Consider the following 21,765-nt stretch of genomic DNA (forward strand, 5'->3'; position numbering starts at 1 on the left):
TGTACCCTGCGCGCATGAATACTCCGACGATTTCAAACGAATCATTCAGGGCCGCGCCTTTCATCAAGGAAATCGGCCGTGGCGTGAAGGGCGCGCGCAGCCTGTCGCGCGACGATGCGCAGCAACTGTATGCGGCCATGCTCGACGGCCGGGTGTCCGATCTCGAAATGGGCGGCATCATGCTGGCGATGCGCATCAAGGGCGAATCGGTGGCCGAGCTCGACGGCTTTCTCGACGCGGCCGAAGCCTCGTTCGAACTGCTGCAGGCACCGGGCAGTAATTACGCTCCCATCGTGATCCCGACCTACAACGGCTCGCGCCAGATGCCGAACCTGACGCCGCTGCTGGCGCTGCTGCTGGCACGCGAAGGTGTGCCGGTCTTCATTCACGGCGTGACGACCGATCCCGGTCGCGTGGCGACGGCGGAAATCCTGCAGCAGATGGGTTATCCGCTGTCGCACACGCATGCGCAAGCGGCCGAACAGTTCGCGCGCCGTGCGCCGGTGCTGATGCCGATCGACGATCTCGCGCCGCGCCTGTCGCATCTGCTGGCGATGCGTCGCATCCTCGGCGTGCGCAATTCGACGCACACGCTGGTCAAGATCATGCAGCCGTTCGCGCAGCCGGCATTGCGGCTGACCTCGTACACGCATCCCGAATACCTGACGACGCTGACCGAATATTTTTCGACGGCTGCACCACAATCGCGCGGCGACGTGTTCCTGATGCGCGGTACCGAAGGCGAAACGGTGGCCAATGCCAAACGCGCGCAGCAGATCACGTGGATACATGAAGGCCAATGCACGGTACTGGTGCAAAAGCAGGAGCCGGTCGATGAAATGCCGCCGCTGCCGGCTTCGCGCGAGGCCGATGTGACGGCGCGCTGGATAGAAAAAGCCTTGCGCGGCGAAGAGCCGATTCCGGCACCGATCGTCCACCAGGTGGAACAATGCTTGCTTATCTCAAGGCAGATAAACAGCAGACCAAGGTAACGAAAATGCAACGCGCAGTACAGCAACAGGAACAGCAACGCGGCAAGGTTTTTCTGGTCGGTGCAGGCCCAGGCGATCCCGAGTTGCTGACACTGAAAGCCGTCAGGGCGATCGCGCAGGCCGATGTGATCCTGATCGACGATCTGGTCAATCCGGAAGTGCTGCAGCATGCGCCGGCCGATGCGCGTGTCGTGCATGTCGGCAAGCGCGGCGGCTGCAAGCAGACGCCGCAGGAATTCATCGAACGCCTGATGTTGTCCGAAGCGCAAGCCGGGCATTGCGTCGTGCGCCTGAAAGGCGGCGATCCCTTCATCTTCGGCCGCGGCGGCGAGGAGCGCGATCATCTGCTGGTGCAAGGCATCGCGGTCGAAATCGTCAACGGCATCAGCAGCGGACTGGCGGCGCCGTCGGCCATTGGCATTCCGCTCACGCATCGTGACTGGACGCAGGGCGCGGTGTTCGTCACCGGCCACGGCAAGACGCCGGATGCGAATCCGGACTGGAATACGCTGGCGAAGCTGGACCTGACGCTGGTGATCTACATGGGCGTCGCGCGTTGCGGCGAAATCCAGTCGGCCTTGCTGACCGGCGGCAAGGCGGGGGAGACACCGGTTGCGGTGATCCAGTCGGCCACCGGCGCGGCGCAGGCACAGCTGATCACGACGCTGCAGCAGTTGCCGGAGGCGCTGGCGCAATCCGGTATCGGCAGTCCGGCGATCATCGTCGTCGGCGATGTGGTGCGCTGTGCAACACAGCGCGACGTACCCACGACGTTGCCGCAACGATTCTCTGCCTGATTTTTTGCGCGGTTCGGTGATGCGCCGGTTGCAAGGCTGGCCGCATTGTCGGGCTTGGCGAGTCTGACGGACCTGATCGCGTTTACAATCACGGCTTTGCAATTTCCAGCCTGATGCCCGGGCGACAGGCAAGCCATGACTCAACATTACGACGTCGCCGTCATCGGCGCAGGTGCTGCCGGCATGATGTGCGCATCGGTTGCCGGCCAGCGCGGCCGGCGCGTCGTGCTGATCGATCATGCAACGCGCCTGGCGGAAAAGATCCGCATCTCCGGCGGCGGCCGCTGCAACTTCACCAACATCGATGCGACGCCGCAGAACTTCCTGTCGCAGAATCCGCACTTCTGCAAAAGCGCGTTGTCGCGTTACACGCCGCAGGATTTCCTCGCGCTGATGAAGCGCTATCGCATCGCGTATCACGAGAAGCACAAGGGGCAGCTGTTTTGCGACGACTCTGCTGAAGACATCATCGGCATGCTCAAAGCGGAATGCACGCTCGGCAATGTGACGTGGCGCATGCCGTGCAAGGTGCAGGCGATCGGCAAAAGCGGCGAGCGTTTCCGCATCGATACCGACCATGGCGAAATCACGGCAGACAGCCTGGTGATTGCGACCGGCGGGTTGTCGATCCCGAAGATCGGCGCGACCGATTTTGCCTTCCGTCTCGCGCAGCAGTTCGAATTGAAGATCGTCGCGCCGCGCGCCGCGCTGGTGCCGCTGACGTTCGATGCAAAAGGATGGCAGCCGTTCGTGCCGCTGGCCGGCGTATCGCTGCCGGTGGAAGTGGAGACCGGTACGAAAAAGGCGCGCGGCTGGTTCAGGGAGGATCTGCTGTTCACGCATCGTGGCCTGTCCGGTCCGGCCATCCTGCAGATTTCCAGTTACTGGCAGGATGGTGCGCCGCTGACGATCAACCTCGCGCCGGAAACCGATATTGCCGAAGCGCTGATCGAAGGCAAGGCAACGAGCAAGAAAAATCTCGGCAACCAGCTCGCGCAATGGCTGCCGTCGCGACTGGCCGACGAATGGCTGCTGGCGAACGGTTTCCGTCCCGATGCGCGCGTTGCCGACATGCAAGACAAGCAGCTGCGGCAATTGGGCGCTTCGCTGAACAGCTGGGCGATCGTGCCGAACGGCTCCGAAGGCTATCGCAAGGCGGAAGTGACGCTTGGCGGTGTCGACACGCGCGAGCTGTCGCAGCAGACGATGATGGTGAACAAGGTGCCGGGACTGTATTTCGTCGGCGAGGCAGTCGACGTGACGGGCTGGCTGGGCGGCTACAACTTCCAGTGGGCGTGGGCTTCAGGCGTGGCGGCGGGGCAGGCGGCCTGATTTCTTCCGAACGTCCCTGCGTGGACGTTCGCTGCTGAACAACCTTGCTGACAGCCGCTGTCAGCGCTGCCGGTTAGCATGGTTGCATCCATCAACACAGGAGGCAGCATGAGCGGCGGAATTTCCGGTACTTCCCCCAGCATCATTTCCCACGTATCGATCGGCACCAACCGGTTCGGCCAGGCGCGCGCGTTCTATGAAACGGTGCTGGCGACACTAGGCATCCGCATCGTCATGGAACATCCGAGCGCGGTTGCCTACGGCCGGCAATATCCGGAATTCTGGCTCCATGTGCCGCACGATGGTCGGCCAGCCAGCGTGGGCAACGGTTTCCATATCGGCTTCATCGCAGCCGACAAGGCGCAGGTGCATGCATTCCATGAAGCGGCGATCGCTGCAGATGCTGTCTGCGACGGACCGCCGGGGCCGCGTCCGGCATATGGCGAGCCGTATTACGGCTGCTTTGTCCGCGATCCGGAAGGCCACAAGATCGAGGCGACTTACTGGGATGCCGAGCTGAGCCGCAAGCTGTACGGCGAATGAATAAGTTGCCAGATTGCCATTTCGGGTAATTCGTGTTGAAGGCGGTGGCGTATCCGGACAACAGGCCGGCTTCCATTTGCCGGCCGGCGCTGCTATAATGGCCGACTCACTACCACAAACATGGATTGGTTTTTTACATGACCACGATTCGCCTGAAAGAAAACGAGCCGTTTGAAGTCGCGATGCGTCGCTTCAAGCGCACCATCGAAAAAACCGGTCTGCTGACCGATCTGCGCGCGCGCGAGTTCTACGAGAAGCCGACTGCAGAGCGCAAGCGCAAGCTCGCCGCTGCCGTGAAGCGCCACTACAAGCGCATCCGCAGCCAGCAACTGCCTAAGAAACTGTACTGATTTCCCGCCGATCTGCGTGTATGTAATTAGGCGCAGTTTGGGAAATCGGTTGAAACCCGCTCCGGTATGGTCCGCAGCGGGTTTTGGCGTTTAATGATCGATGCAAATCCAGGCAACGATCGGACGATTAACAGATAGCGAATGCGGGAGCAAAAATGGGCCTGAAAGCACAGATCACCGAAGACATGAAAACCGCGATGCGCGCCAAGGATGCCGGCAGGCTCGGCGCGATCCGCCTGATTACCGCCGCCATCAAGCAGAAGGAAGTCGACGAGCGCGTCGAGCTGGACGATGTGCAGGTGCAGGCCGTCATCGAAAAGATGATCAAGCAGCGCAAGGATTCGATCACGCAATTCGAGGCTGGCGGCCGTCAGGATCTCGCCGATATCGAGAAGGCCGAACTGGCCGTGCTGTCCGCCTACATGCCGGCTGCATTGTCCGATGATGAAGTGAAGGCGGAAGTCGATGCGGCCGTCGCCGCTACCGGTGCTGCCGGTCCACAGGACATGGGCAAGGTCATGGGCATCCTGAAGGGCAAGCTGGCCGGTCGTGCCGACATGACGGCCGTTTCCGCGCTGGTGAAAGCCGCATTGACCAAAGCCTGATCGCGTTGGCGATCGCAACGCGCCAGGCACAAGCGTGATCCCGCAGTCGTTCATTCAGGATCTGCTGAACCGCGTCGATATCGTCGACGTGGTCGGCCGCTATGTGCCGCTGAAGAAGGGCGGCGCCAATTTCATGGGGCTGTGCCCTTTCCATAACGAAAAATCCCCGAGCTTCACGGTCAGCCCGACCAAGCAGTTCTATCACTGCTTCGGCTGCGGCGCACATGGCACCGCGATCGGTTTTCTGATCGAATATTCGGGCATGGGTTTCGTCGAGGCGGTCAAGGATCTGGCGCAGGGCGTCGGCATGATCGTGCCGGAAAGCGAAGATCGTTTGCCGCCGGCGCAGCGCGCCGAACAGCAGGCGAAGAGCATGGCGTTGTCCGAAGCGATGACGCGCGCCTGCGATTACTACCGCCAGCAATTGCGCCAGGCCGATCGCGCCAAGCAATACTTGATCGGCCGCGGCCTGACCGGCGAGATCGCCGCGCGCTTCGGCCTCGGCTATGCGCCGGACGGTTGGGACAACTTGCGCGCAATGTTCCCCGAATACGAGGCCGAAGCACTGGTCGAGAGCGGACTGGTGATCGACCGCTCCGAAGAGGAAGACGGCAACCGCAACGGCCGCAAGCGTTACGACCGTTTCCGTGATCGCGTGATGTTCCCGATCCGCAATACCAAGGGGCAGGTAATCGGTTTCGGCGGTCGCGTGCTCGATAGCGGCGAGCCGAAATACTTGAATTCGCCCGAGACGCCTTTATTTCAGAAGGGCAGCGAACTGTACGGCTTGTTCGAGGCGCGGCAGGCGATACGCGAAGCCGGCTATGCGCTGGTGACCGAAGGCTATATGGACGTCGTCGCGCTGGCGCAGCTGGGTTTCCCGCATGCTGTCGCCACGCTGGGTACCGCTTGCACGCCGATTCACGTACAGAAACTGTTGCGCCAGACCGACCAGGTCGTCTTCAGTTTCGACGGCGATGCCGCGGGACGCCGCGCCGCGCGCCGCGCGCTGGAGGCCTGCCTGCCACATGCGGGCGACAACAAGGTCATCCGCTTCCTGTTCCTGCCGAGCGAGCACGATCCGGACAGCTACATCCGCGAGCTGGGTGCAGACGCTTTCGAAAAGCAGGTGCAGGATGCGATGCCGCTTTCGCAATTCCTGCTGAATGTGGCGATCGGCGACAACGATTTGCGCACGCCGGAAGGGCGCGCCCGCACGCAGTTCGATGCCAAACCGCTGCTGCAGGCCTTGCCGCCATCGGCATTGCGGTTGCAGATCGTGCGCGGCCTGGCGCAACTGACCGAAAGCACGCCGGCCGAAATCGAGACGCTGTTCGAACTGGCGCAGCCGGTGGCCAAGGCACGGGTCGCGCCGCCGCGCGCCAAGCGTACTGCGCCGGTCGGACTGGAACGCCAGATCATGCGCCTGCTGGTCGCGCATCCGGCATTGGCATCGGAACTGGATCAGGCGGCACTGGATGCGTTGCTGAATCCGGTCTCGGAACATGCGGAAATGCTGGCGCAACTGGTGATGATGGCGCGCGAACTCGGCACGCATGCCGTTTTTGCAACGCTAGCGGAAACCTTGCGCTCCAGCGGCCCCGACTTCGAACCGTTGATCGCAGAGATTGCCGCAGAACCGGAAACGGACGCGGATGCCGCCCGCCTGGAACTGGCCGGTGCGATCCGCCAGAGCCGCATGAAGGCGCTGCGCGACGAGCTGGAGCAACTGGTGGCAGGCGGGCTGGCCGACAGTACGGCGCAGGCGCGTTATCGCGAACTGAGCATGCAACAGGAACAACTGCGGCGCGAGGCGCAGGCGGAAATGGCACGGCGCGACTGAAAGCAGGCTTGTACAGAGGGGGATGGCACCCCCATATGCTATAATGAAAGGCTTTCGATTCAACGCCTTACGTCAGTGAGTACGGCACGAATACAGTGAATCGAAAGAAGGAAACAGTTAACTTTGCGCGGGGCGATAAGCCGAAGTTGCATGCGCAAAATCTGCTTGCCGGACAGTGCAGCAACGTTCCGGGGCATAACCCACTTGGTAGTTGATCCAATGGCGAACGCAATGAAGAAACCCGCGAAAACCCCGACCGCAGCCAAGAAGGCCACTGCGGCAAAGTCGACAAAACCCGTTGTGAAGAAAACAGCAGCCGCCAAGACGACACCCGTCAAGGCAAAGGCTGTCGCACCCAGCAAAAAGGCAGCAACGCCGGCAGGCAAGGCTGCAACCAGGAGCACTGCGACTGCAGTGAAGGCTCCTGTCAAGACTGCAGTCAAGGCCCCGATCAAGGCCGTTGCGAAGCCAGCACCATCGAAAGCACCTGTGACAAAGAAATCCGAAGTCAAACCAGCAAGCAAGCAAGCAAAAGCAGAAGTAAAGATCGAATCGCGCAACGTCTCCGCCGTCAGTCAGACGACCGACGCCGCTGCACTGGCTGCAATCGATACGTCCGGCTATGTACTGCCGTCCGTCAAGGTGCCCGGCCGTCGCGGCCGCAAGCCGAAAGAATTTCAGCCGGAGAACGATGAAATCGCTGCACTGAATGCTGTCGAGCGCGCCGAACTGAAGGCCGCCGACAAGGCCAAGGCGCGCGACCGCAAAGCCAAGGAAAAAGCGCTGTTGAAAGACGCGTTGTCCGATGCCGAGGCAAGCGAAGAAGAACTCGAAGCGCGCCGTCAGAAGCTGATGACGCTGATCAAGCTCGGCAAGGAACGCGGCTTCCTCACGTATTCGGAAATCAACGATCATCTGCCGGAAAACATCATCGATCCGGAAGCGATCGAAGGCATCATCGGCACGTTCAACGACATGGGTATCGCCGTCTACGAACAGGCGCCCGATGCGGAAACGCTGCTGCTGTCCGACAACGTGGCCAGCGGTGCAAGTGACGAAGAGGCTGAAGCGGCTGCCGAAGCGGCGCTGTCGACCGTCGATTCCGATTTCGGCCGCACCACCGATCCGGTCCGCATGTACATGCGTGAAATGGGTTCGGTCGAACTGCTGACGCGCGAAGGCGAGATCGATATTGCCAAGCGTATCGAGGACGGCCTGCGCGACATGATCCAGGCGATTTCTGCCTGTCCGACGACGATCGCCGAAATCATGGCTGCTGCGGACAAGATCGCCAACGACGAGATCAAGATCGACGAAATCGTCGACGGCATGGTCGATATGAATGCGGGTGAGGAGCAACCGGCTGTTGCTGCACCTGCAGCGTCGTCGTCATCCGATGACGAAGATGAAGAATCGGACGACGAGGAAGAAGAGGAAGAGGAAGAAACCACTTCGTCTTCCGGCGCCGCCGGCTTCTCCGCCGAACAGCTGGAACAGCTGAAGCGCGATGCGATGGAGAAGTTCTCCAGCATCGCCGCGCAGTTCGACAAGATGCGCAAGGCCTACGAAAAGGAAGGCTACAACTCCAAGCCGTACGTGAAGGCGCAGGAAACGATTTCCAACGAACTGCTGAGCATCCGCTTTACCGCCAAGGTCGTCGAGAAGCTGTGCGACACGCTGCGCGGCCAAGTCGAGGAAGTGCGCCAGATCGAGCGCCAGATTCTCGATGTCGCAGTCAACCGAAGCGGTATGCCGCGCAGTCATTTCATCAAGGTCTTCCCGGGCAACGAAACCAATCTCGTCTGGGTCGATGGCGAAGTGGACGGCAATCATCCGTACAGCGTCGTGCTCGGCCGTAACGTGCCGGCTGTCAAGGAACTGCAGCAAAAGCTGATCGACCTGCAAGCGCGCGTCGTGCTGCCGCTGCCTGACCTGCGTGCCATCAACAAGAAGATGGCCGCCGGCGAGATGAAGGCGCGCAAGGCCAAGCGCGAAATGACCGAAGCCAACCTGCGTCTGGTGATTTCGATCGCGAAGAAATACACGAATCGCGGCCTGCAATTCCTGGATCTGATCCAGGAAGGCAACATCGGCCTGATGAAGGCGGTGGACAAGTTCGAATATCGTCGCGGCTTCAAGTTCTCCACGTATGCAACGTGGTGGATTCGTCAGGCCATCACGCGTTCGATCGCCGACCAGGCGCGCACCATCCGTATTCCGGTGCACATGATCGAAACGATCAACAAGATGAATCGCATCTCGCGTCAGATCCTGCAGGAAACCGGCGCCGAGCCGGATCCGGCAACGCTGGCGATCAAGATGGAAATGCCGGAAGACAAGATCCGCAAGATCATGAAGATCGCGAAGGAACCGATCTCGATGGAAACACCGATCGGCGACGACGACGATTCCCATCTGGGCGATTTCATCGAGGACAACAACACGCTGGCACCGTCGGATGCTGCGCTGCATGCATCGATGCGTGGTGTCGTGAAGGACGTTCTCGATTCGCTGACGCCGCGCGAAGCAAAAGTGCTGCGCATGCGTTTCGGTATCGAAATGTCCACCGATCACACGCTGGAAGAAGTCGGCAAGCAGTTCGACGTCACGCGTGAACGCATCCGTCAGATCGAAGCGAAGGCATTGCGCAAGCTGCGTCATCCATCGCGTTCCGACAAGCTGAAGAGCTTCCTCGAAGGCAACTAAGCTCTAACAGGTTACGGGCCTCTAGCTCATGCTTGGTTAGAGCAGCGGACTCATAATCCGTTGGTGCCCAGTTCGACTCTGGGGAGGCCTACCAAAAAATGAAGGGCTTACGCTTAGGCGTAAGCCCTTTTTCATTGGAATGCAGATTCCTGCTGCAATTCTGCTGCACGTGATTTCAGGCTTTATTGTCCATTGCGCGATTCGGCGAGTGCAATCGTCAGATTCTGTACCTTCTTTTTAAGAAGATCGCGTTCTTCCGTCAGTTCGGCAACCAGGATGGACAATCGCTGAATCTCAATCTGCTCGGCGGATGCATCTTCCGGCAGTGGCGGTAGCTGCGGGCGCGACTTGGGTGGAGATTTGGCTGCACGGACCTGTCTTGCCGTTTCGCGCAATTCCTTCTTTCCGCCGGCTGCTGCGGCGATCTGCTTTTCGGCCGGCAGCGTCGCGACGACGGCCGCCGCGTTGATCGATATCTCGCCCGACTTGATGGCGTCCACCAATTCCGGTGCGGCGGACTTCTGGATTTTTTCGATTTGGCCCAGCGTTATGCTGCTGACGCGCGCTGTGCGGGCGATTTCCTGTCGCGAGAGAGTGCGTTTCGGCTCTGCGATGCCTGCGGGAATGTCAGCGCTTGTATCGGCAGGAGAGTTTTCTTCCGGTTGCCGGGCCAATCGCGCAGACAGAATGTCTTTCTTGCGTAAGGCAAGGACGCCTCTCTGAAAATCGGACACGCTGCGCCTGCCGAGATGATTGTCGATCATCCACAGGTGAACATCATCCATGGACTGGAATGACGTGTTTTGCACGGTGTTGAAGGGAAGATCGTGTTTCTGGCAAATGCCATAGCGGTTATGGCCGTCGACCAGAATGTCTCCCCAGAGTACCAGGGCATCGCGGCATCCTTCGTTCAACAGGCTGCGTTCCAATGCGGCGAATTCATCCTGCGTAAGCGGATCGATATAGGCGCGCAGTTCTTCCTTGATGATGATATTCATGCGATAGCTTGGTAAAAAGACGGTCGCCAGTTTACCGATGATCGTATGAACACTCAATCCGAAGGGATGGATGCCGATTTATCCAGAACCTTCGTCGCGACGATACAGAAACTGCGAACCGCACATCTTCCGCATTGACCTACGTCTCTCTTGTGTGGATATCGAAACGTTGTTGTACGAGGGATATGCCAGGGATACGAGCGATATCGATGCATCAGCTTCCAGGTGTTTCCCGTGGCATCGTCGATGCACCACTTTTCTTTCCTTCCTGGCGTATCACCGTGATCTGCCCGTCCGGTTCCAGGTAGGCACGCTTTACTTCTGACAGATGTTCGATTTCGTGCAAGCGCAGTATCTCGTTCAATTCTTCGTTGGTGATCAACTCGCGCCGCAGGTTGCGCTGCTGCTTGACGCCATCCTTGACGATGCAGATCGGCGGCGGGAGCAGGAAACGTCGAATTGGTTTGAAATGGAAACCGAGAAAGTTCAGCAAGACGCTCCAGCAGATGATGGTCGTGATCAACACGACACCATCGGCAATCGAACGATATTCGCCTGACATGGCGTTTTGCGCAGCATCGGCAATGATGACGACGACCAGCAGATCGGAAACACTCAATGATCCGGCATCGCGACGGACGAAAAAGCGGAACAGGCAGAACAGGAACAGATAGATCAGCGTGCCGCGGATGATCAGTTCGAACGGGGAAACGGTGAAGGTGAACAGTTCCGACCAGTCGATATCAGGCATGGAAAGCCTCCGTTCGGCGATGATGCTGATTGGAGAATACGGGTTTCGTCTTGGTTCAACTTGCTTCCAGGCATTTAATGCTGGAAATCAGGCAGACAAATCTGTCCGACGCGAATGCCATCCTGTTCCGAACAGAAAGCATCAATCTTTACGCATCATGAACGCGATGACGGTATGGCATGTCGTATGAGAACACTTGCGCCAATATGGGCATCAGGACCTGACGGAGGTTTCATGCGGCGTTTCATTCTTTCCATCCTGCTTCTTGCTTCATCGTTCGTTTCTTCCGCAAGCCATGCACAGGAAGCGCCGGACAAGCTGATCCAGCGCGTTACCGCTGAAGTCATGACGGCGGTCCGCGAGAATCAAGATATCCAGCGTGGCGATCAGGGCAGTATCCAGCGCTTGGTCGAACAGAAGATCGTGCCGCATCTGGATTTCGAGCGCACGACATCGCTGGCGACCGGCCCATCCTGGCGTCAGGCGACGCCGCAGCAGCGCCAGCAGTTGCAGGACGAATTCCGCGCCTTGCTGATGCACACTTATTCGAGTGCGCTGGCGCAGGTGCGCGACCAGAAAATTACCTATGATCCCTTGCGTGCAGCGCCAGACGATACCGACGTCGTCGTCAGCGCGCATGCAGCCAATTCACGCGGCGAACCGGTCAATTTCGGTTATCGGCTGATCAAGCGCGATGACGGCTGGAAAGTCTATGACGTCAACGTGCTTGGTGTGTGGATGATCCAGGCATATCGGCAAAGCTTTGCCGAGCAGATTCGGCAGTCAGGCATAGACGGCCTGATCAAGGCGCTGGCGGACAAGAATCGCGCATTGGCATCGAAGACCGCGCAACCGGATCAGGGCAAATTTGCCGCACCGGTACCGACGCCTGCGCGCCAGGAATAAAAAACCGCCCGGCGTTGCGGGCGGCTTCTTCATCGTTCCTGCCGTTTTCGTTTTTCACTTTCATGTCGCACCGTCAGGCGCTGCACGACAGTTTCGTCAGCCGGCATCGCCGCCGCTGACGAAATTCCTTTGGCCACGCAGATAGCGCGCCAGCCATTGCAGCAGCGCGATGGCATCGCCGAATTCCATGAAACCTTGCGTATTGCCGTCGCCGAATAGCGGCGTGCCGTTCAGACTCTTGTCGATGATGAGGTCGTCGAAACTGGCGGCCGGAATATAGTCCTCCCGGATGTTGAAGACATTGGCGTTGAGAATGGCGTCGACGACATGGCCGAGGAACTGGATTTCCGGCAGACGCATGTCGTCGATCTTGTACTGGCGCAGGCATAGCTCGACTGCCAGCAGCGTATTACCGACCACGACGCGCAGATAGCTGTGTTGCTGGTCCGGATTCTCCTGCAGGACGCTGATCGAGCCGTGGAAATCGAGTTCGGTGCCGTCCGCTTCCGCGTACTCCATGACGATGTTGCCGCCCGAGCCGGTCTTCAGTGTCGTGCGCTTTCTGCGCAGAAGGAGTTTTTCGCCGACCTGCTTTGCGAAATCGTTGGTGACCGGCTGCAGGATGGTGGCGACCGAGGTGGGCAGGACGCGCAGTTGCTCTTCGATCAGATGGCTTACCAGAAGCGATGCCTTTTCGCCGTTTGCTTTGCTCATGCCTGTCTCCTTGATGGGGGTGGGTAAAGCAAGAATAACTGCCGCATTGCCACTCTAGCACTGCGGCGACTGCCAGAGAAGAGATTGCGATGCGGCGCGCAGGTTCCGTTTCCGGAGAAGAGATGGGGTGCGGCCACGGTTTTTGCCCGCCTCTTGCCTGATCCCTGCCGGTTTCTTGCTGGCGATAAATCTTGAGTATCGGAAATCCCCCCTTCGAAAATATATTTCCAGGTTGATTGACACAACTAATATATTAGTGGATTATAACAACGGGCACGAAGATCGCCCGCATGTCGCGCTGCCCCGGAAAGCGTCGCGGCCTACTACAAAGGAGACAATTCCATGTTTACACGCAGACACGCCGCCAGTGCGTGCACCGCCTTCGCGGTCACCATGCTGGCATCCAGCGCCGCGCTCGCCTGGGAACCTACCAAAGCGGTCGAAATGACACTGCCTTCCGGCAGCGGCAGCGGTACCGACCAGATGGCGCGCTTGATTTCCAGCATCGTCGTCAAATACAAGCTGTCGCCCAAGCCTTACGTGGTGATGCCGAAAGGCGGTGCGGGCGGCGCCGAAGGCTTCATCGACGTCAAGATGAGCAATGGCGATCCGAACAAGATCCTGCTGTCGGCATCGCACATGTACATGCTGCCGCTGACGGCCAATATTCCATTCACCTGGAAGGACATGACGCCGGTGGCGAACCTTGCGATGGATGAGTTCGTGCTGTGGGTCAATGCCGAATCGCCGTACAAGACCGTGAGCGAATTCCTTGCTGCGGCGAAAAAGGAGCCGGGCAAGATCAGCTTCGGCGGTGCCGGTTCGCGTCGTGAAGACAATCTGGTGGTCGCCTCGATCGAGCGCGCCGCGGGCGTCAAGTTCAACTACATCCCCTACAAGGGCGGCGGCGACGTCGCCACGCAGCTGGTCGGCAAGCATATCGATGCCAGCGTCAACAATCCGGTGGAAGCTGTTTCGCAATGGCGTGCGGGGCAACTGCGTCCGCTGTGCGTGTTCGATGACGAACCGATGAAGCAGACCACGCTGCTGACCAAGACGGAATCGTGGTCCAGCATCCCGACCTGCAAATCGCAGGGGCTGGACGTCACTTATCTGATGCTGCGCAGCGTGCACATGCCGCTTGGCGTGAAGCCGGACCAGGTGGCCTTTTACGTCGACCAGATGAAGAAGGTCGTGGCGACGCAGGAATGGAAGGATTATCTGCAACGCAATGCGTTGAAGGAAAAATTCCTGACCGGCGACGCCTTCCAGAAATTCCTGGAACAGGATGCCAAGCTGCACTACGAATTGCTGGACAAGGCGGGCTTCATCGAGAAGCGCTGAGGAGACGGCAATGAGTCAGCAGAAAGAGCAAAAGGAGGCGGTGCTCGTCAGGCGTGCCGCCGCCGAACTGGCCTGCGCATTGCTGTTCTTCGCAATCGGCGGGGTCGTCATCTGGAGCAGCCTGGAGATCGGTTCCGGATGGGGGCCGCGCGGCCCTCAATCCGGCTATTTCCCATTGCGGATCGGCATCATCCTGTGCGTCGCGGCGCTTGGCGTCGCGGTGGAGGCATGGCGCACCAAGCGTGCTTCGGGCGATGCGGAATCGTTCGTCACGCGTGAAGAACTGAAGCCGGTGCTGCAGGTGCTGCTGCCGATCGTCCTGTTCGTGGTGGCGACCGATTATCTCGGCATCTACGTGGCGGCTTTCGGCCTGATCGCCGGCTTCATGCGCAAGCTCGGTCATTACGGCTGGCTGCGTTGCGTGCTGGTGGCTGGCACGGTCACGGCAGTGACCTTCTGGCTGTTCGAAATCCAGTTCCTGGTTCCATTGGCGAAAGGCCCGATCGAGGCCGCGCTGGGTTACTAGCGCACCAAAAACAATAAAGACCGATATGCGGCGCATGCCGCAAAGGAGAAATTTGTGGAAGAAATCGGTTACCTGATGCATGGGTTCTCGGTGGCGCTCACCTGGAACCACGTCATGCTGATGTTCGTCGGCGTGGTTCTGGGCATCCTGATCGGCGTGCTGCCGGGGCTGGGCGGCCCCAATGGCGTGGCGATCCTGCTGCCGCTGACATTCTCGATGACGCCGACTGCCGGCATCATCCTGCTTTCCTGCCTGTACTGGGGCGCATTGTTCGGCGGTGCGATCACGTCCATCCTGTTCAATATCCCGGGTGAGCCGTGGTCGGTGGCCACCACTTTCGACGGTTATCCGATGGCGCAACGCGGGCGTGCCGGCGAAGCATTGACGACGGCATTCAGCGGTTCCTTCGTCGGTGCGTTCTTTTCGGTGGTGCTGATCACGTTCCTCGCGCCGCTGGTGGCGAAGTTTGCGTTGCAGTTCGGCCCGCCGGAATTTTTTGCCGTCTACCTGCTGACGTTCTGCAGCTTTGTCGGCATGAGCAAGGGGTCGCCGTTCAAGACATTGATCGTGATGATGCTCGGCTTTGCGCTGGCGACAATCGGCATGGATACGATCACCGGTGGCCTGCGATTGACGTTCGGTTTGTCCGACCTGCTGCGCGGCGTCGATTTCCTGATCGTCGTCATCGGCCTGTTCGGCATCGGCGAAATCCTGCTGACGATGGAGGAGGGCCTGTCGTTCCGCGGCAAGTCCGCCGGCATCAATCTGAAGGTGGTATTGCAAACCTGGGTGCAGCTGCCGCGCTACTGGGCCACGCTGATCCGCAGCTTCGTCGTCGGCGCCTGGCTTGGTGTGACGCCCGGCGGCGCGACGGCGGCCTCGTTCATGGGCTACGGCATTGCGCAGCGCTTCTCGAAGGAGAAGGATCAGTTCGGCAAGGGCAGCATGGAAGGCGTGCTGGCGCCGGAGACGGCAGCGCATGCATCCGGCACCATGGCGTTGCTGCCGATGCTGGCGCTCGGCATCCCGGGCTCGGCCACGGCGGCCGTGCTGCTCGGCGGCCTGATGGTGTGGGGTTTGCAGCCGGGGCCGATGCTGTTCACCGATCAGGCCGATTTCGTCTGGGGCCTGATCGCCAGCATGTATCTCGGCAATATCGCCGGCCTGATCGTCGTGCTGTCGACGGTACCGTTGTTCGCCGCCATCCTGCGCATTCCGTTCTCGATCGTCGCGCCGGTCATCATCCTGCTGTGCGCGATCGGCGCCTATGCAGTGCATAGCGCGATGTTCGACGTGTGGCTGATGGTCGGTTTCGGCGTGCTTGGTTACGTGCTGAAGAAGCTGGATTACCCGCTGGCGCCGATGATCCTGGCGATGGTGCTGGGCGACCGCGCCGAGGATGCGTTCCGCCAGACGATGATGCTGTCGCACGGCGGCATGAGCATCCTGTGGTCGAACTATCTGGTTGGCACCATCAGCACGCTGGCGCTGCTCACGCTGTTGTGGCCAATCATCTCGCGCATCCTGCCCAAGCGTAAGGCGATCGTCGAGGTGCCGGCATGATGCGTGACATTAAAGGCGACATGCGGCACCAAGGTGAAGCGCGCTGGGATACGCTGGCGCGCAACACGGCGGCGCGCCAGCAGCGCGGCGCGCCGTACGCGAACGGCAAGCTGGTGGACAAGGATGCATTGCTGCCGCTGCTGCGAGCGGTGATCGAATCGGGCGACCGCGTCTGCGTCGAGGGCAACAACCAGAAGCACGCGGATTTCCTGTCGCAGGAACTGGCGAAGCTGGACCCGACCGTGGTGCATGACCTGCACATCGTGCAATCGAACATCGCGCTGTCTTCCCAGCTCGATGTGTTCGAGCGTGGTATCGCGTCCAGACTGGACTTTTGCTATTCGGGCGAGCAGGGCGTGCGGCTGGCGCGGCTGATCAAGGCGGGGCGCGTCAGCATCGGCGGCATCCATACCTATCTCGAACTGTACGGTCGCTACTTCATGGACCTGACGCCGCGCGTGACGCTGATCGCCGCGCAGAGCGCCGACCGCCACGGCAACCTGTACACCGGGCCCAACACCGAGGACACACCGGCTTCGGCCGAGGCGACCGCTTTCAAGAACGGCATCCTGATCGCGCAGGTCAACGAGATCGTCGACGAAGTGCCGCGCATCGACGTACCGGCCGGCTGGGTTTCCTACGTGGTGCAGGCGCCGAAGCCGCACTACATCGAACCGATCTTCACGCGCGATCCGGCGCAGATCAGCGAGACGCAAATTTTGATGGCGATGATGGTCATCAAGGGCCTGTACATGCCGTACGAGGTCAATCGCCTCAACCACGGCATCGGCTTCGACACCGCTGCCATCGAACTGATCCTGCCGACCTATGCGGAATCGCTGGGCCTGCGCGGAAAAATCTGCAGCTACATGACGGTCAATCCATGCCCGACGCTGATCCCCGCAATCGAATCGGGTTTCGTGCGCGGCATCCACTGCGCCGGTTCCGAACTCGGCATGGAAGATTACCTGCGTGCGCGGCCTGACGTTTTCTTCGACGGGCCGGACGGCAGCATGCGCTCGAACCGCGTGTTCTGTCAGATCGCCGGTCACTACGCCGACCTGTTCATCGGTTCCACGCTGCAGATCGATACGCAGGGCAACAGTTCGACGGCGACGCTGAACCGCATTGCCGGCTTCGGCGGCGCGCCCAATTTCGGCTCCGAATCGCGCGCGCGCCGCCACGCCAGCCACGCCTGGCTCAAGGCCGGACGCGAAGCGGCCGAAGCGACCGGCGCGACCATGCCGCGCGGCCGCAAGCTGGTGGTGCAGATGGTGGAAACCTTCCGCGACAAGATGCAGCCGACCTTCACCGAAAGGCTGGATGCCTGGCAATTGCAGCAAGAGCTGTCACTCGAACTGCCGCCGGTGATGGTCTACGGCGACGACGTCACGCACCTCGTCACCGAGGAAGGTATCGCGCACCTGCACCGCTGCGCCAATCCGGCCGAGCGCGAGCAGGCGGTGCGTGGCGTGGCCGGCTTCACGCCGGTCGGCCTCAGGCGCGACCGCGAAAAGGTCGCCGAACTGCGCATGCGCGGCATCGTGCAATTGCCGGAAGACCTTGGCATCGACGTTTCGATGGCCACGCGCGACCTGCTCGCTGCGCGGTCGATGAAGGATCTGGTCCGCTGGTCGGACGGCCTCTATGCGCCGCCGAGCAGGTTCCGCAACTGGTGAGGACAACATGCAGACTTTGAATTTCGAACTCGGCCCGTTCGCCGGAAAACACGGCGCGATGCAGACCGGCATCGTCGGTGTGGTCGGCTCGGGCAACCTGGAAGTGCTGTTCGAACCGCAGCCGCTGGACGGCAAGGTGCGTTTCGTCATCAGCACCTCGGTGCACGGCTTCGACGAAACCTGGGAAGCGGTGGTCGGCAACTTCGCCGAACGCTATCGGCTCGGCGATGTCGTCGTCACGATCAACGACGCCGGCGCGACGCCGGCCGTCGTCAGCCTGCGTTTGATGCAGGCGGTCGAGGAATGCGGAGGCCGGGCATGAGCGCCTGCATACTGGAGAGCGGCAACGCGCGCGACGATGCATTCCACGTGCACGCCGGCAGTTATCTGGAACGCACGGCGCGGCAACGCATCGCCGCATTGCTCGACGAACGAAGCTTCACCGAAATCCTGCCGCCGTCGGAACGACACGTCAGTCCGCATCTGCCGATGCTGGGCCAGCCGGTTGCCTTGGATGACGGTGTAGTGATCGGCGAAGGTCGTCTCGGCGGCGCACCGGTGCTGATCGCGGCGCAGGAGCCGGCCTTCATGGGCGGCTCGGTCGGCGAAGTACACGGCGCGAAGATTGTCGGCTTGCTGCAGCGCGCAGCAGAAGGTGTGGCAAATGCGTGTCCTGCCGGTGTGCTGCTGCTGCTCGATACCGGCGGCGTGCGGCTGCACGAAGCCAATGCCGGGCTGACCGCGATTTCCGAGATCCAGCGCGCCGTGTTCGATGCACGCGCGGCCGGTGTGCCGGTCATCGTGCTGATCGGCGGCGGCAACGGCTGCTATGGCGGTCTCGGCATCGTCTCCAAGTGTTGTGACTACGTGATCGTTTCGGAAGAAGGACGGCTCGCCGTCTCCGGCCCGGAAGTGATCGAGGCTGCGCACGGCGTCGAGGAATTCGATGCGCGCGACCGCGCGCTGGTGTGGCGCACGATGGGCGGCAAGCATCGCTACATCCTGGGCGACGCCGACGACATCGTGCCCGACGATATCGCCGCCTTCCGCAGCGCCGCACAACGCCGGCTCGGCCATCCGCGCCCGCTGTCGCTGGAAGCGGTGGAACGGGAGCACGCGATGCTGCAACAGCGCCTGCAGCGCTTTGCCGATTGCCGCGATGCGACGCAGATCTGGTCTGCGCTCGGCATCGCCGAACCGCAGCGTGTACCGCTGATGGATATCGATGCATTCACCGAGATAGCCGACGCGGCACGAGAGAAAGGCCGTGGGGAGAACAATCATGCTTGACTGGAAAACCCTATGCGACCGCCTGTTCCTCGGCGACCATGACGTGATGCTGGAAGACGGCGTGCTGCATGGCAGTGGCAACATCGGCGGCCGCGCTGTCGCCGTTGTCGGAACCACCGAGCACGCCGCCATCGGCGCGCAGCTGGCGATGAAGCTGGCCGCACGCGTACTGGCCGTGGTGCGCGAACATCCGGGGCGACCCATCCTCGCGCTGGTCGATACGCAGGGGCAGCAGCTGTCGCGTTTCGACGAACTGATCGGCAACAACGCCTGCCTTGCGCATCTGGCGAAATGCTTCGCCGTCGCGCGCCAGCGCGGGCATCGGCTGATCAGCGTCGTCTATAGCGAAGCGGTCAGCGGCGGCTTCCTCGCGCTCGGCATGCTGGCCGACGAAACCTATGCGGTCGAAGATGCGCAGATCCGCGTGATGGCGCTGCCGGCGATGTCGCGCGTGACCAAGCTGCCGCTGGAGCAACTGGAAGAACTGTGCCGCACCACGTCCATCCTCGGCCCCGGCGTCGCCAACTTCGTCGCGCTCGGCTGCGTGGAAGACATCTGGCAGGAACCGCTGGATGCCTGCCTTGCTGCTGCGCTGGAAAAGCCGGCCGGCGGTGCGGATCGGCGCGCGGAACTGGGTGCGCAGCGCGGCGGCCGGATTGCAGCGTACGACGTGACGGAACGCGTGCGCAACTGCGCGCAGCCTGCATGACGATCGTGCCGCCATCGCCGGCTTTCCTGCGACGCCATGCGCGCGTCTGGCTGAATCTGCTGCAGACATTCGCGCGCGATCTGCCGCTGGATGGCGAGATCGAATTACCGGACGGCCGTGCAGTGTCATGGAAAGAGCTGGCCGGCGATACGCGTTATGTGCTGGCGAAGTCGATGCGCGGTATCGCGCTGACGGAAAGGGAAGCGATATGGCATTCGCAGCACTGGAACTGACGCCGGATTCGGCATTGGATTCGGCATCGGATTCGATAACGGATGCCGCCGCCGAACATGGCGTGCCGCACATTGCCGAGGTACTGCGCACACGGCAGGCGTGGAAGGCGATGGTGCGCCGCTCGCGCGAGATCAGCATGCTCGCGTTGCGCGCGTTGCACGACGAGCTGTGTCTTTATCCGAAGCCGGGCCTCGTCAGCAAGATGGACAATGGCAGCCACGACGACATGGACGCCGCCACTTTCATGCGCAGCCTGTTTTCGCTGCGCCGCTATTTCTCGACGATCTATCTGGCTGGTGCGGCGGGCGCATCGTTCGATCGCCTGCGCAGGCTTGGCATCGATGCCGAACGGCGCATGTTGCGCGCGACTTCCGGTATCAACACGCATCGCGGTGCGATCTTCAATCTCGGCATCCTGTGCGCGGCGGCCGGCCGCTGGGAACAGGAAGGCGGCACAAGCAGCCTGTCCTCGACCGTCGTCTGCCAGTGGTCGGACGACATCAAGCAGATGGACAGCGTGGCCGACGATGCCTCGCACGGCAGTCGTGCCTGCCGCCGCTATGCGGTGGGCGGCGCGCGCGGCGAGGCGGCGATGGGTTTTCCGCACGTGTTCGATGTTGCTCTGCCGGCATTGCGTGCCGCGCGTGCAGGCGGCGCCAGCGAACGCGCAGCGCGCGCACAAGCCTTCTTCGCGATCCTCGCCGTGCTGGACGATACCAATCTGCTGCATCGCGGCCATGCATCGGGGCTGGCTTACGCGCATCGCGCCGCCAGGGAATTTCTTGCCGGCGGCGGCGTGCTGCGCGAGAACTGGCCGGCACGTGCGCGCGCGATCCACGACGCCTTCGTCCGCAGAAGGCTGAGTCCGGGTGGCAGCGCCGATCTGCTGGCGGCGACCTTGCTGGTCGATCGTATTCTGTCGGGGGATGGATGGCAGCGCTGGCGATAGTCTGCCCGGGACAGGGCGCGCAGCATCCTGAAATGTTTGCGCTGGCGCTGCAGTCCGTTGCTGCGGCAGAATGGCTGGATGCGTATTCGGTGGCGGCTGGTATCGACGTCGTCGCAATGGCGCGTAATGGCCATGGTAGTGATCTGTTTTCCAATCGCAACGGGCAGCTTCTGGTGTGCGCCGCGGCAGTCGCGAACTGGGTGGCGCTGTCGACCATGGTGCCGCAACCGATGTTGTTTGCCGGCTACAGTGCCGGCGAGATGGCCGCCTACGGTTGCGCCGGTGCGTGGACGGCAGAGACGCTGGCGCGCATCGTGTCGCAGCGCGCTGCCTGCATGGATGCCGCCGCGCCATGCGATGGCGGACTGATGGCCGTCAAGGGTTTGCGCCGCGACGAGACTGCCGCGCTGTGCGATGAATACGCATTGGCCGAAGCGATTATCGTCGCCGACGATCATGCGATCATCGGCGGCCGGCGCGGCGATCTAGTTGCAGCTGCGCATAAACTGGAACGGCGTGGAATCTGGCATCAGCTGCTGGACGTGGCGGTGCCGTCGCACACGCCATTGATGCGCGATGCGGTGGCGCCTTTTCGTGCCGCCGTGCTGGCATCATCGCTGCAGGTGCCGGCGGTGCCGGTGCTGGCCGGCATCGATGGCATGCCGACGATGACGACTGATACGATTGCCGATACGCTAGCCGCGCAACTGGCGCAGCCGGTCGATTGGCTGGCTTGCATGCAGAGTGCAGCCGAGCGTGGCGCGCGCATCGTGCTGGAAGTCGGCACGGGAAAGAATCTGGCGAAAATGTTCGCCGAATGTGAAGAGATCGATGGCATCGACAGCCGCTCCTGCGACGATTTCCGGTCGCTGGAGGGCATTGCAGCCTGGATCAATGCGCGCTGTGAGTGAAAGAAAGGAACGGTTCGAACGCA

Annotated in this window: 22 protein-coding genes and 1 tRNA gene; 20 read left to right on the top strand and 3 right to left on the bottom strand. The window is 61.2% G+C overall.

The features are described from left to right. Nucleotides 1-14 precede the first annotated feature (14 nt). The 9 genes from ybiB to IEV40_RS13870 all read left to right on the top strand — a co-directional run bounded on the left by ybiB (nucleotide 15) and on the right by IEV40_RS13870 (nucleotide 9,262). Nucleotides 15-992, top strand: coding sequence for a DNA-binding protein YbiB (gene ybiB / locus IEV40_RS13830; RefSeq protein WP_188422664.1), 978 nt, complete (start codon nucleotides 15-17; stop codon nucleotides 990-992). A 5-nt stretch (nucleotides 993-997) separates the two neighbouring features. Next, nucleotides 998-1,789 (top strand): uroporphyrinogen-III C-methyltransferase, encoded by a 792-nt coding sequence (gene cobA / locus IEV40_RS13835; protein WP_188422665.1) that lies wholly within the window; start codon nucleotides 998-1,000, stop codon nucleotides 1,787-1,789. Between the two features lie 135 nt (nucleotides 1,790-1,924). Continuing rightward, a complete protein-coding gene (locus tag IEV40_RS13840) occupies nucleotides 1,925-3,121 on the top strand; it encodes a BaiN/RdsA family NAD(P)/FAD-dependent oxidoreductase (RefSeq protein WP_188422666.1) in 1,197 nt (398 codons plus the stop codon). A gap of 108 nt (nucleotides 3,122-3,229) precedes the next feature. Further along, on the top strand, nucleotides 3,230-3,664 hold the full coding sequence (locus tag IEV40_RS13845; RefSeq protein WP_229724144.1) for a VOC family protein: 435 nt from the start codon (nucleotides 3,230-3,232) through the stop codon (nucleotides 3,662-3,664). Nucleotides 3,665-3,801: 137 nt separating this feature from the next. Next, nucleotides 3,802-4,014: a 30S ribosomal protein S21 gene (gene rpsU, locus IEV40_RS13850; RefSeq protein WP_011870001.1), complete on the top strand. Its 213-nt coding sequence runs from the start codon at nucleotides 3,802-3,804 to the stop codon at nucleotides 4,012-4,014. A 155-nt stretch (nucleotides 4,015-4,169) separates the two neighbouring features. Next, entirely contained in the window at nucleotides 4,170-4,619 is a 450-nt protein-coding gene (locus IEV40_RS13855) for a GatB/YqeY domain-containing protein (RefSeq protein ID WP_188422667.1), read from the top strand. A 34-nt stretch (nucleotides 4,620-4,653) separates the two neighbouring features. After that, entirely contained in the window at nucleotides 4,654-6,462 is a 1,809-nt protein-coding gene (dnaG, locus tag IEV40_RS13860; protein WP_188422668.1) for a DNA primase, read from the top strand. Nucleotides 6,463-6,693: 231 nt separating this feature from the next. Then, a complete protein-coding gene (gene rpoD / locus IEV40_RS13865) occupies nucleotides 6,694-9,168 on the top strand; it encodes an RNA polymerase sigma factor RpoD (RefSeq protein ID WP_371870062.1) in 2,475 nt (824 codons plus the stop codon). 15 nt (nucleotides 9,169-9,183) lie between these two features. Beyond that, nucleotides 9,184-9,262 (top strand) — tRNA-Ile (locus tag IEV40_RS13870). An 88-nt stretch (nucleotides 9,263-9,350) separates the two neighbouring features. On the opposite strand, the gene IEV40_RS13875 is transcribed toward IEV40_RS13870, so the two are convergent. Continuing rightward, complete coding sequence (locus IEV40_RS13875; protein WP_188422670.1) at nucleotides 9,351-10,166, bottom strand: ParB N-terminal domain-containing protein; 816 nt, start codon at nucleotides 10,164-10,166, stop codon at nucleotides 9,351-9,353. A gap of 214 nt (nucleotides 10,167-10,380) precedes the next feature. Further along, nucleotides 10,381-10,917, bottom strand: coding sequence for a DUF421 domain-containing protein (locus IEV40_RS13880; RefSeq protein WP_188422671.1), 537 nt, complete (start codon nucleotides 10,915-10,917; stop codon nucleotides 10,381-10,383). A 234-nt stretch (nucleotides 10,918-11,151) separates the two neighbouring features. Between IEV40_RS13880 and IEV40_RS13885 the strand changes: the two genes are divergently transcribed. Then, a complete protein-coding gene (locus IEV40_RS13885; protein ID WP_188422672.1) occupies nucleotides 11,152-11,823 on the top strand; it encodes an MlaC/ttg2D family ABC transporter substrate-binding protein in 672 nt (223 codons plus the stop codon). Between the two features lie 96 nt (nucleotides 11,824-11,919). On the opposite strand, the gene IEV40_RS13890 is transcribed toward IEV40_RS13885, so the two are convergent. Continuing rightward, on the bottom strand, nucleotides 11,920-12,537 hold the full coding sequence (locus IEV40_RS13890) for a hypothetical protein (RefSeq protein WP_188422673.1): 618 nt from the start codon (nucleotides 12,535-12,537) through the stop codon (nucleotides 11,920-11,922). A gap of 342 nt (nucleotides 12,538-12,879) precedes the next feature. Here IEV40_RS13890 and IEV40_RS13895 point away from each other — a divergent pair, with 342 nt between their 5' ends. The 10 genes from IEV40_RS13895 to IEV40_RS13940 are packed head-to-tail and all read left to right on the top strand — an operon-like array spanning nucleotide 12,880 to nucleotide 21,742. Then, entirely contained in the window at nucleotides 12,880-13,881 is a 1,002-nt protein-coding gene (locus IEV40_RS13895; RefSeq protein WP_188422674.1) for a Bug family tripartite tricarboxylate transporter substrate binding protein, read from the top strand. Between the two features lie 10 nt (nucleotides 13,882-13,891). Beyond that, nucleotides 13,892-14,407 (top strand): tripartite tricarboxylate transporter TctB family protein, encoded by a 516-nt coding sequence (locus IEV40_RS13900; RefSeq protein WP_188422675.1) that lies wholly within the window; start codon nucleotides 13,892-13,894, stop codon nucleotides 14,405-14,407. A 54-nt stretch (nucleotides 14,408-14,461) separates the two neighbouring features. Continuing rightward, nucleotides 14,462-15,970: a tripartite tricarboxylate transporter permease gene (locus IEV40_RS13905; protein WP_188422676.1), complete on the top strand. Its 1,509-nt coding sequence runs from the start codon at nucleotides 14,462-14,464 to the stop codon at nucleotides 15,968-15,970. Next, nucleotides 15,970-17,649: a malonate decarboxylase subunit alpha gene (gene mdcA, locus IEV40_RS13910; RefSeq protein WP_229724160.1), complete on the top strand. Its 1,680-nt coding sequence runs from the start codon at nucleotides 15,970-15,972 to the stop codon at nucleotides 17,647-17,649. Before IEV40_RS13905 ends, mdcA begins: the two co-directional genes overlap by 1 nt. A gap of 7 nt (nucleotides 17,650-17,656) precedes the next feature. Continuing rightward, nucleotides 17,657-17,971, top strand: a complete 315-nt coding sequence (gene mdcC, locus IEV40_RS13915; RefSeq protein WP_188422677.1) for a malonate decarboxylase acyl carrier protein — start codon at nucleotides 17,657-17,659, stop codon at nucleotides 17,969-17,971. Beyond that, nucleotides 17,968-18,939 (top strand): biotin-independent malonate decarboxylase subunit beta, encoded by a 972-nt coding sequence (locus tag IEV40_RS13920; RefSeq protein WP_188422678.1) that lies wholly within the window; start codon nucleotides 17,968-17,970, stop codon nucleotides 18,937-18,939. The genes mdcC and IEV40_RS13920 overlap by 4 nt, the downstream gene beginning before the upstream one ends. Further along, entirely contained in the window at nucleotides 18,932-19,648 is a 717-nt protein-coding gene (locus tag IEV40_RS13925) for a biotin-independent malonate decarboxylase subunit gamma (protein WP_188422679.1), read from the top strand. Before IEV40_RS13920 ends, IEV40_RS13925 begins: the two co-directional genes overlap by 8 nt. Further along, nucleotides 19,645-19,881, top strand: coding sequence for a phosphoribosyl-dephospho-CoA transferase MdcG domain-containing protein (locus tag IEV40_RS13930; protein ID WP_188422680.1), 237 nt, complete (start codon nucleotides 19,645-19,647; stop codon nucleotides 19,879-19,881). The genes IEV40_RS13925 and IEV40_RS13930 overlap by 4 nt, the downstream gene beginning before the upstream one ends. Continuing rightward, complete coding sequence (mdcB, locus tag IEV40_RS13935; protein ID WP_229724149.1) at nucleotides 19,857-20,831, top strand: triphosphoribosyl-dephospho-CoA synthase MdcB; 975 nt, start codon at nucleotides 19,857-19,859, stop codon at nucleotides 20,829-20,831. The genes IEV40_RS13930 and mdcB overlap by 25 nt, the downstream gene beginning before the upstream one ends. Beyond that, on the top strand, nucleotides 20,813-21,742 hold the full coding sequence (locus IEV40_RS13940) for an acyltransferase domain-containing protein (protein ID WP_188422681.1): 930 nt from the start codon (nucleotides 20,813-20,815) through the stop codon (nucleotides 21,740-21,742). The genes mdcB and IEV40_RS13940 overlap by 19 nt, the downstream gene beginning before the upstream one ends. Nucleotides 21,743-21,765 lie beyond the last annotated feature (23 nt).

Source organism: Oxalicibacterium solurbis (genome assembly GCF_014635845.1).
In the GTDB taxonomy this organism is placed as follows: Bacteria; Pseudomonadota; Gammaproteobacteria; order Burkholderiales; family Burkholderiaceae_D; genus Oxalicibacterium; species Oxalicibacterium solurbis.

What these genes read in the sequence shown, in the direction of transcription:
- ybiB (WP_188422664.1), top strand. Translation starts at nt 15, where the DNA reads ATGAATACTCCGACGATTTCAAACGAATCATTCAGGGCCGCGCCTTTC.
- cobA (WP_188422665.1), top strand. Translation starts at nt 998, where the DNA reads ATGCAACGCGCAGTACAGCAACAGGAACAGCAACGCGGCAAGGTTTTT.
- IEV40_RS13840 (WP_188422666.1), top strand. Translation starts at nt 1,925, where the DNA reads ATGACTCAACATTACGACGTCGCCGTCATCGGCGCAGGTGCTGCCGGC.
- IEV40_RS13845 (WP_229724144.1), top strand. Translation starts at nt 3,230, where the DNA reads ATGAGCGGCGGAATTTCCGGTACTTCCCCCAGCATCATTTCCCACGTA.
- rpsU (WP_011870001.1), top strand. Translation starts at nt 3,802, where the DNA reads ATGACCACGATTCGCCTGAAAGAAAACGAGCCGTTTGAAGTCGCGATG.
- IEV40_RS13855 (WP_188422667.1), top strand. Translation starts at nt 4,170, where the DNA reads ATGGGCCTGAAAGCACAGATCACCGAAGACATGAAAACCGCGATGCGC.
- rpoD (WP_371870062.1), top strand. Translation starts at nt 6,694, where the DNA reads ATGAAGAAACCCGCGAAAACCCCGACCGCAGCCAAGAAGGCCACTGCG.
- IEV40_RS13875 (WP_188422670.1), bottom strand. Translation starts at nt 10,166, where the DNA reads ATGAATATCATCATCAAGGAAGAACTGCGCGCCTATATCGATCCGCTT.
- IEV40_RS13880 (WP_188422671.1), bottom strand. Translation starts at nt 10,917, where the DNA reads ATGCCTGATATCGACTGGTCGGAACTGTTCACCTTCACCGTTTCCCCG.
- IEV40_RS13885 (WP_188422672.1), top strand. Translation starts at nt 11,152, where the DNA reads ATGCGGCGTTTCATTCTTTCCATCCTGCTTCTTGCTTCATCGTTCGTT.
- IEV40_RS13890 (WP_188422673.1), bottom strand. Translation starts at nt 12,537, where the DNA reads ATGAGCAAAGCAAACGGCGAAAAGGCATCGCTTCTGGTAAGCCATCTG.
- IEV40_RS13895 (WP_188422674.1), top strand. Translation starts at nt 12,880, where the DNA reads ATGTTTACACGCAGACACGCCGCCAGTGCGTGCACCGCCTTCGCGGTC.
- IEV40_RS13900 (WP_188422675.1), top strand. Translation starts at nt 13,892, where the DNA reads ATGAGTCAGCAGAAAGAGCAAAAGGAGGCGGTGCTCGTCAGGCGTGCC.
- mdcA (WP_229724160.1), top strand. Translation starts at nt 15,970, where the DNA reads ATGCGTGACATTAAAGGCGACATGCGGCACCAAGGTGAAGCGCGCTGG.
- mdcC (WP_188422677.1), top strand. Translation starts at nt 17,657, where the DNA reads ATGCAGACTTTGAATTTCGAACTCGGCCCGTTCGCCGGAAAACACGGC.
- IEV40_RS13920 (WP_188422678.1), top strand. Translation starts at nt 17,968, where the DNA reads ATGAGCGCCTGCATACTGGAGAGCGGCAACGCGCGCGACGATGCATTC.
- IEV40_RS13925 (WP_188422679.1), top strand. Translation starts at nt 18,932, where the DNA reads ATGCTTGACTGGAAAACCCTATGCGACCGCCTGTTCCTCGGCGACCAT.
- IEV40_RS13930 (WP_188422680.1), top strand. Translation starts at nt 19,645, where the DNA reads ATGACGATCGTGCCGCCATCGCCGGCTTTCCTGCGACGCCATGCGCGC.
- mdcB (WP_229724149.1), top strand. Translation starts at nt 19,857, where the DNA reads ATGGCATTCGCAGCACTGGAACTGACGCCGGATTCGGCATTGGATTCG.
- IEV40_RS13940 (WP_188422681.1), top strand. Translation starts at nt 20,813, where the DNA reads ATGGCAGCGCTGGCGATAGTCTGCCCGGGACAGGGCGCGCAGCATCCT.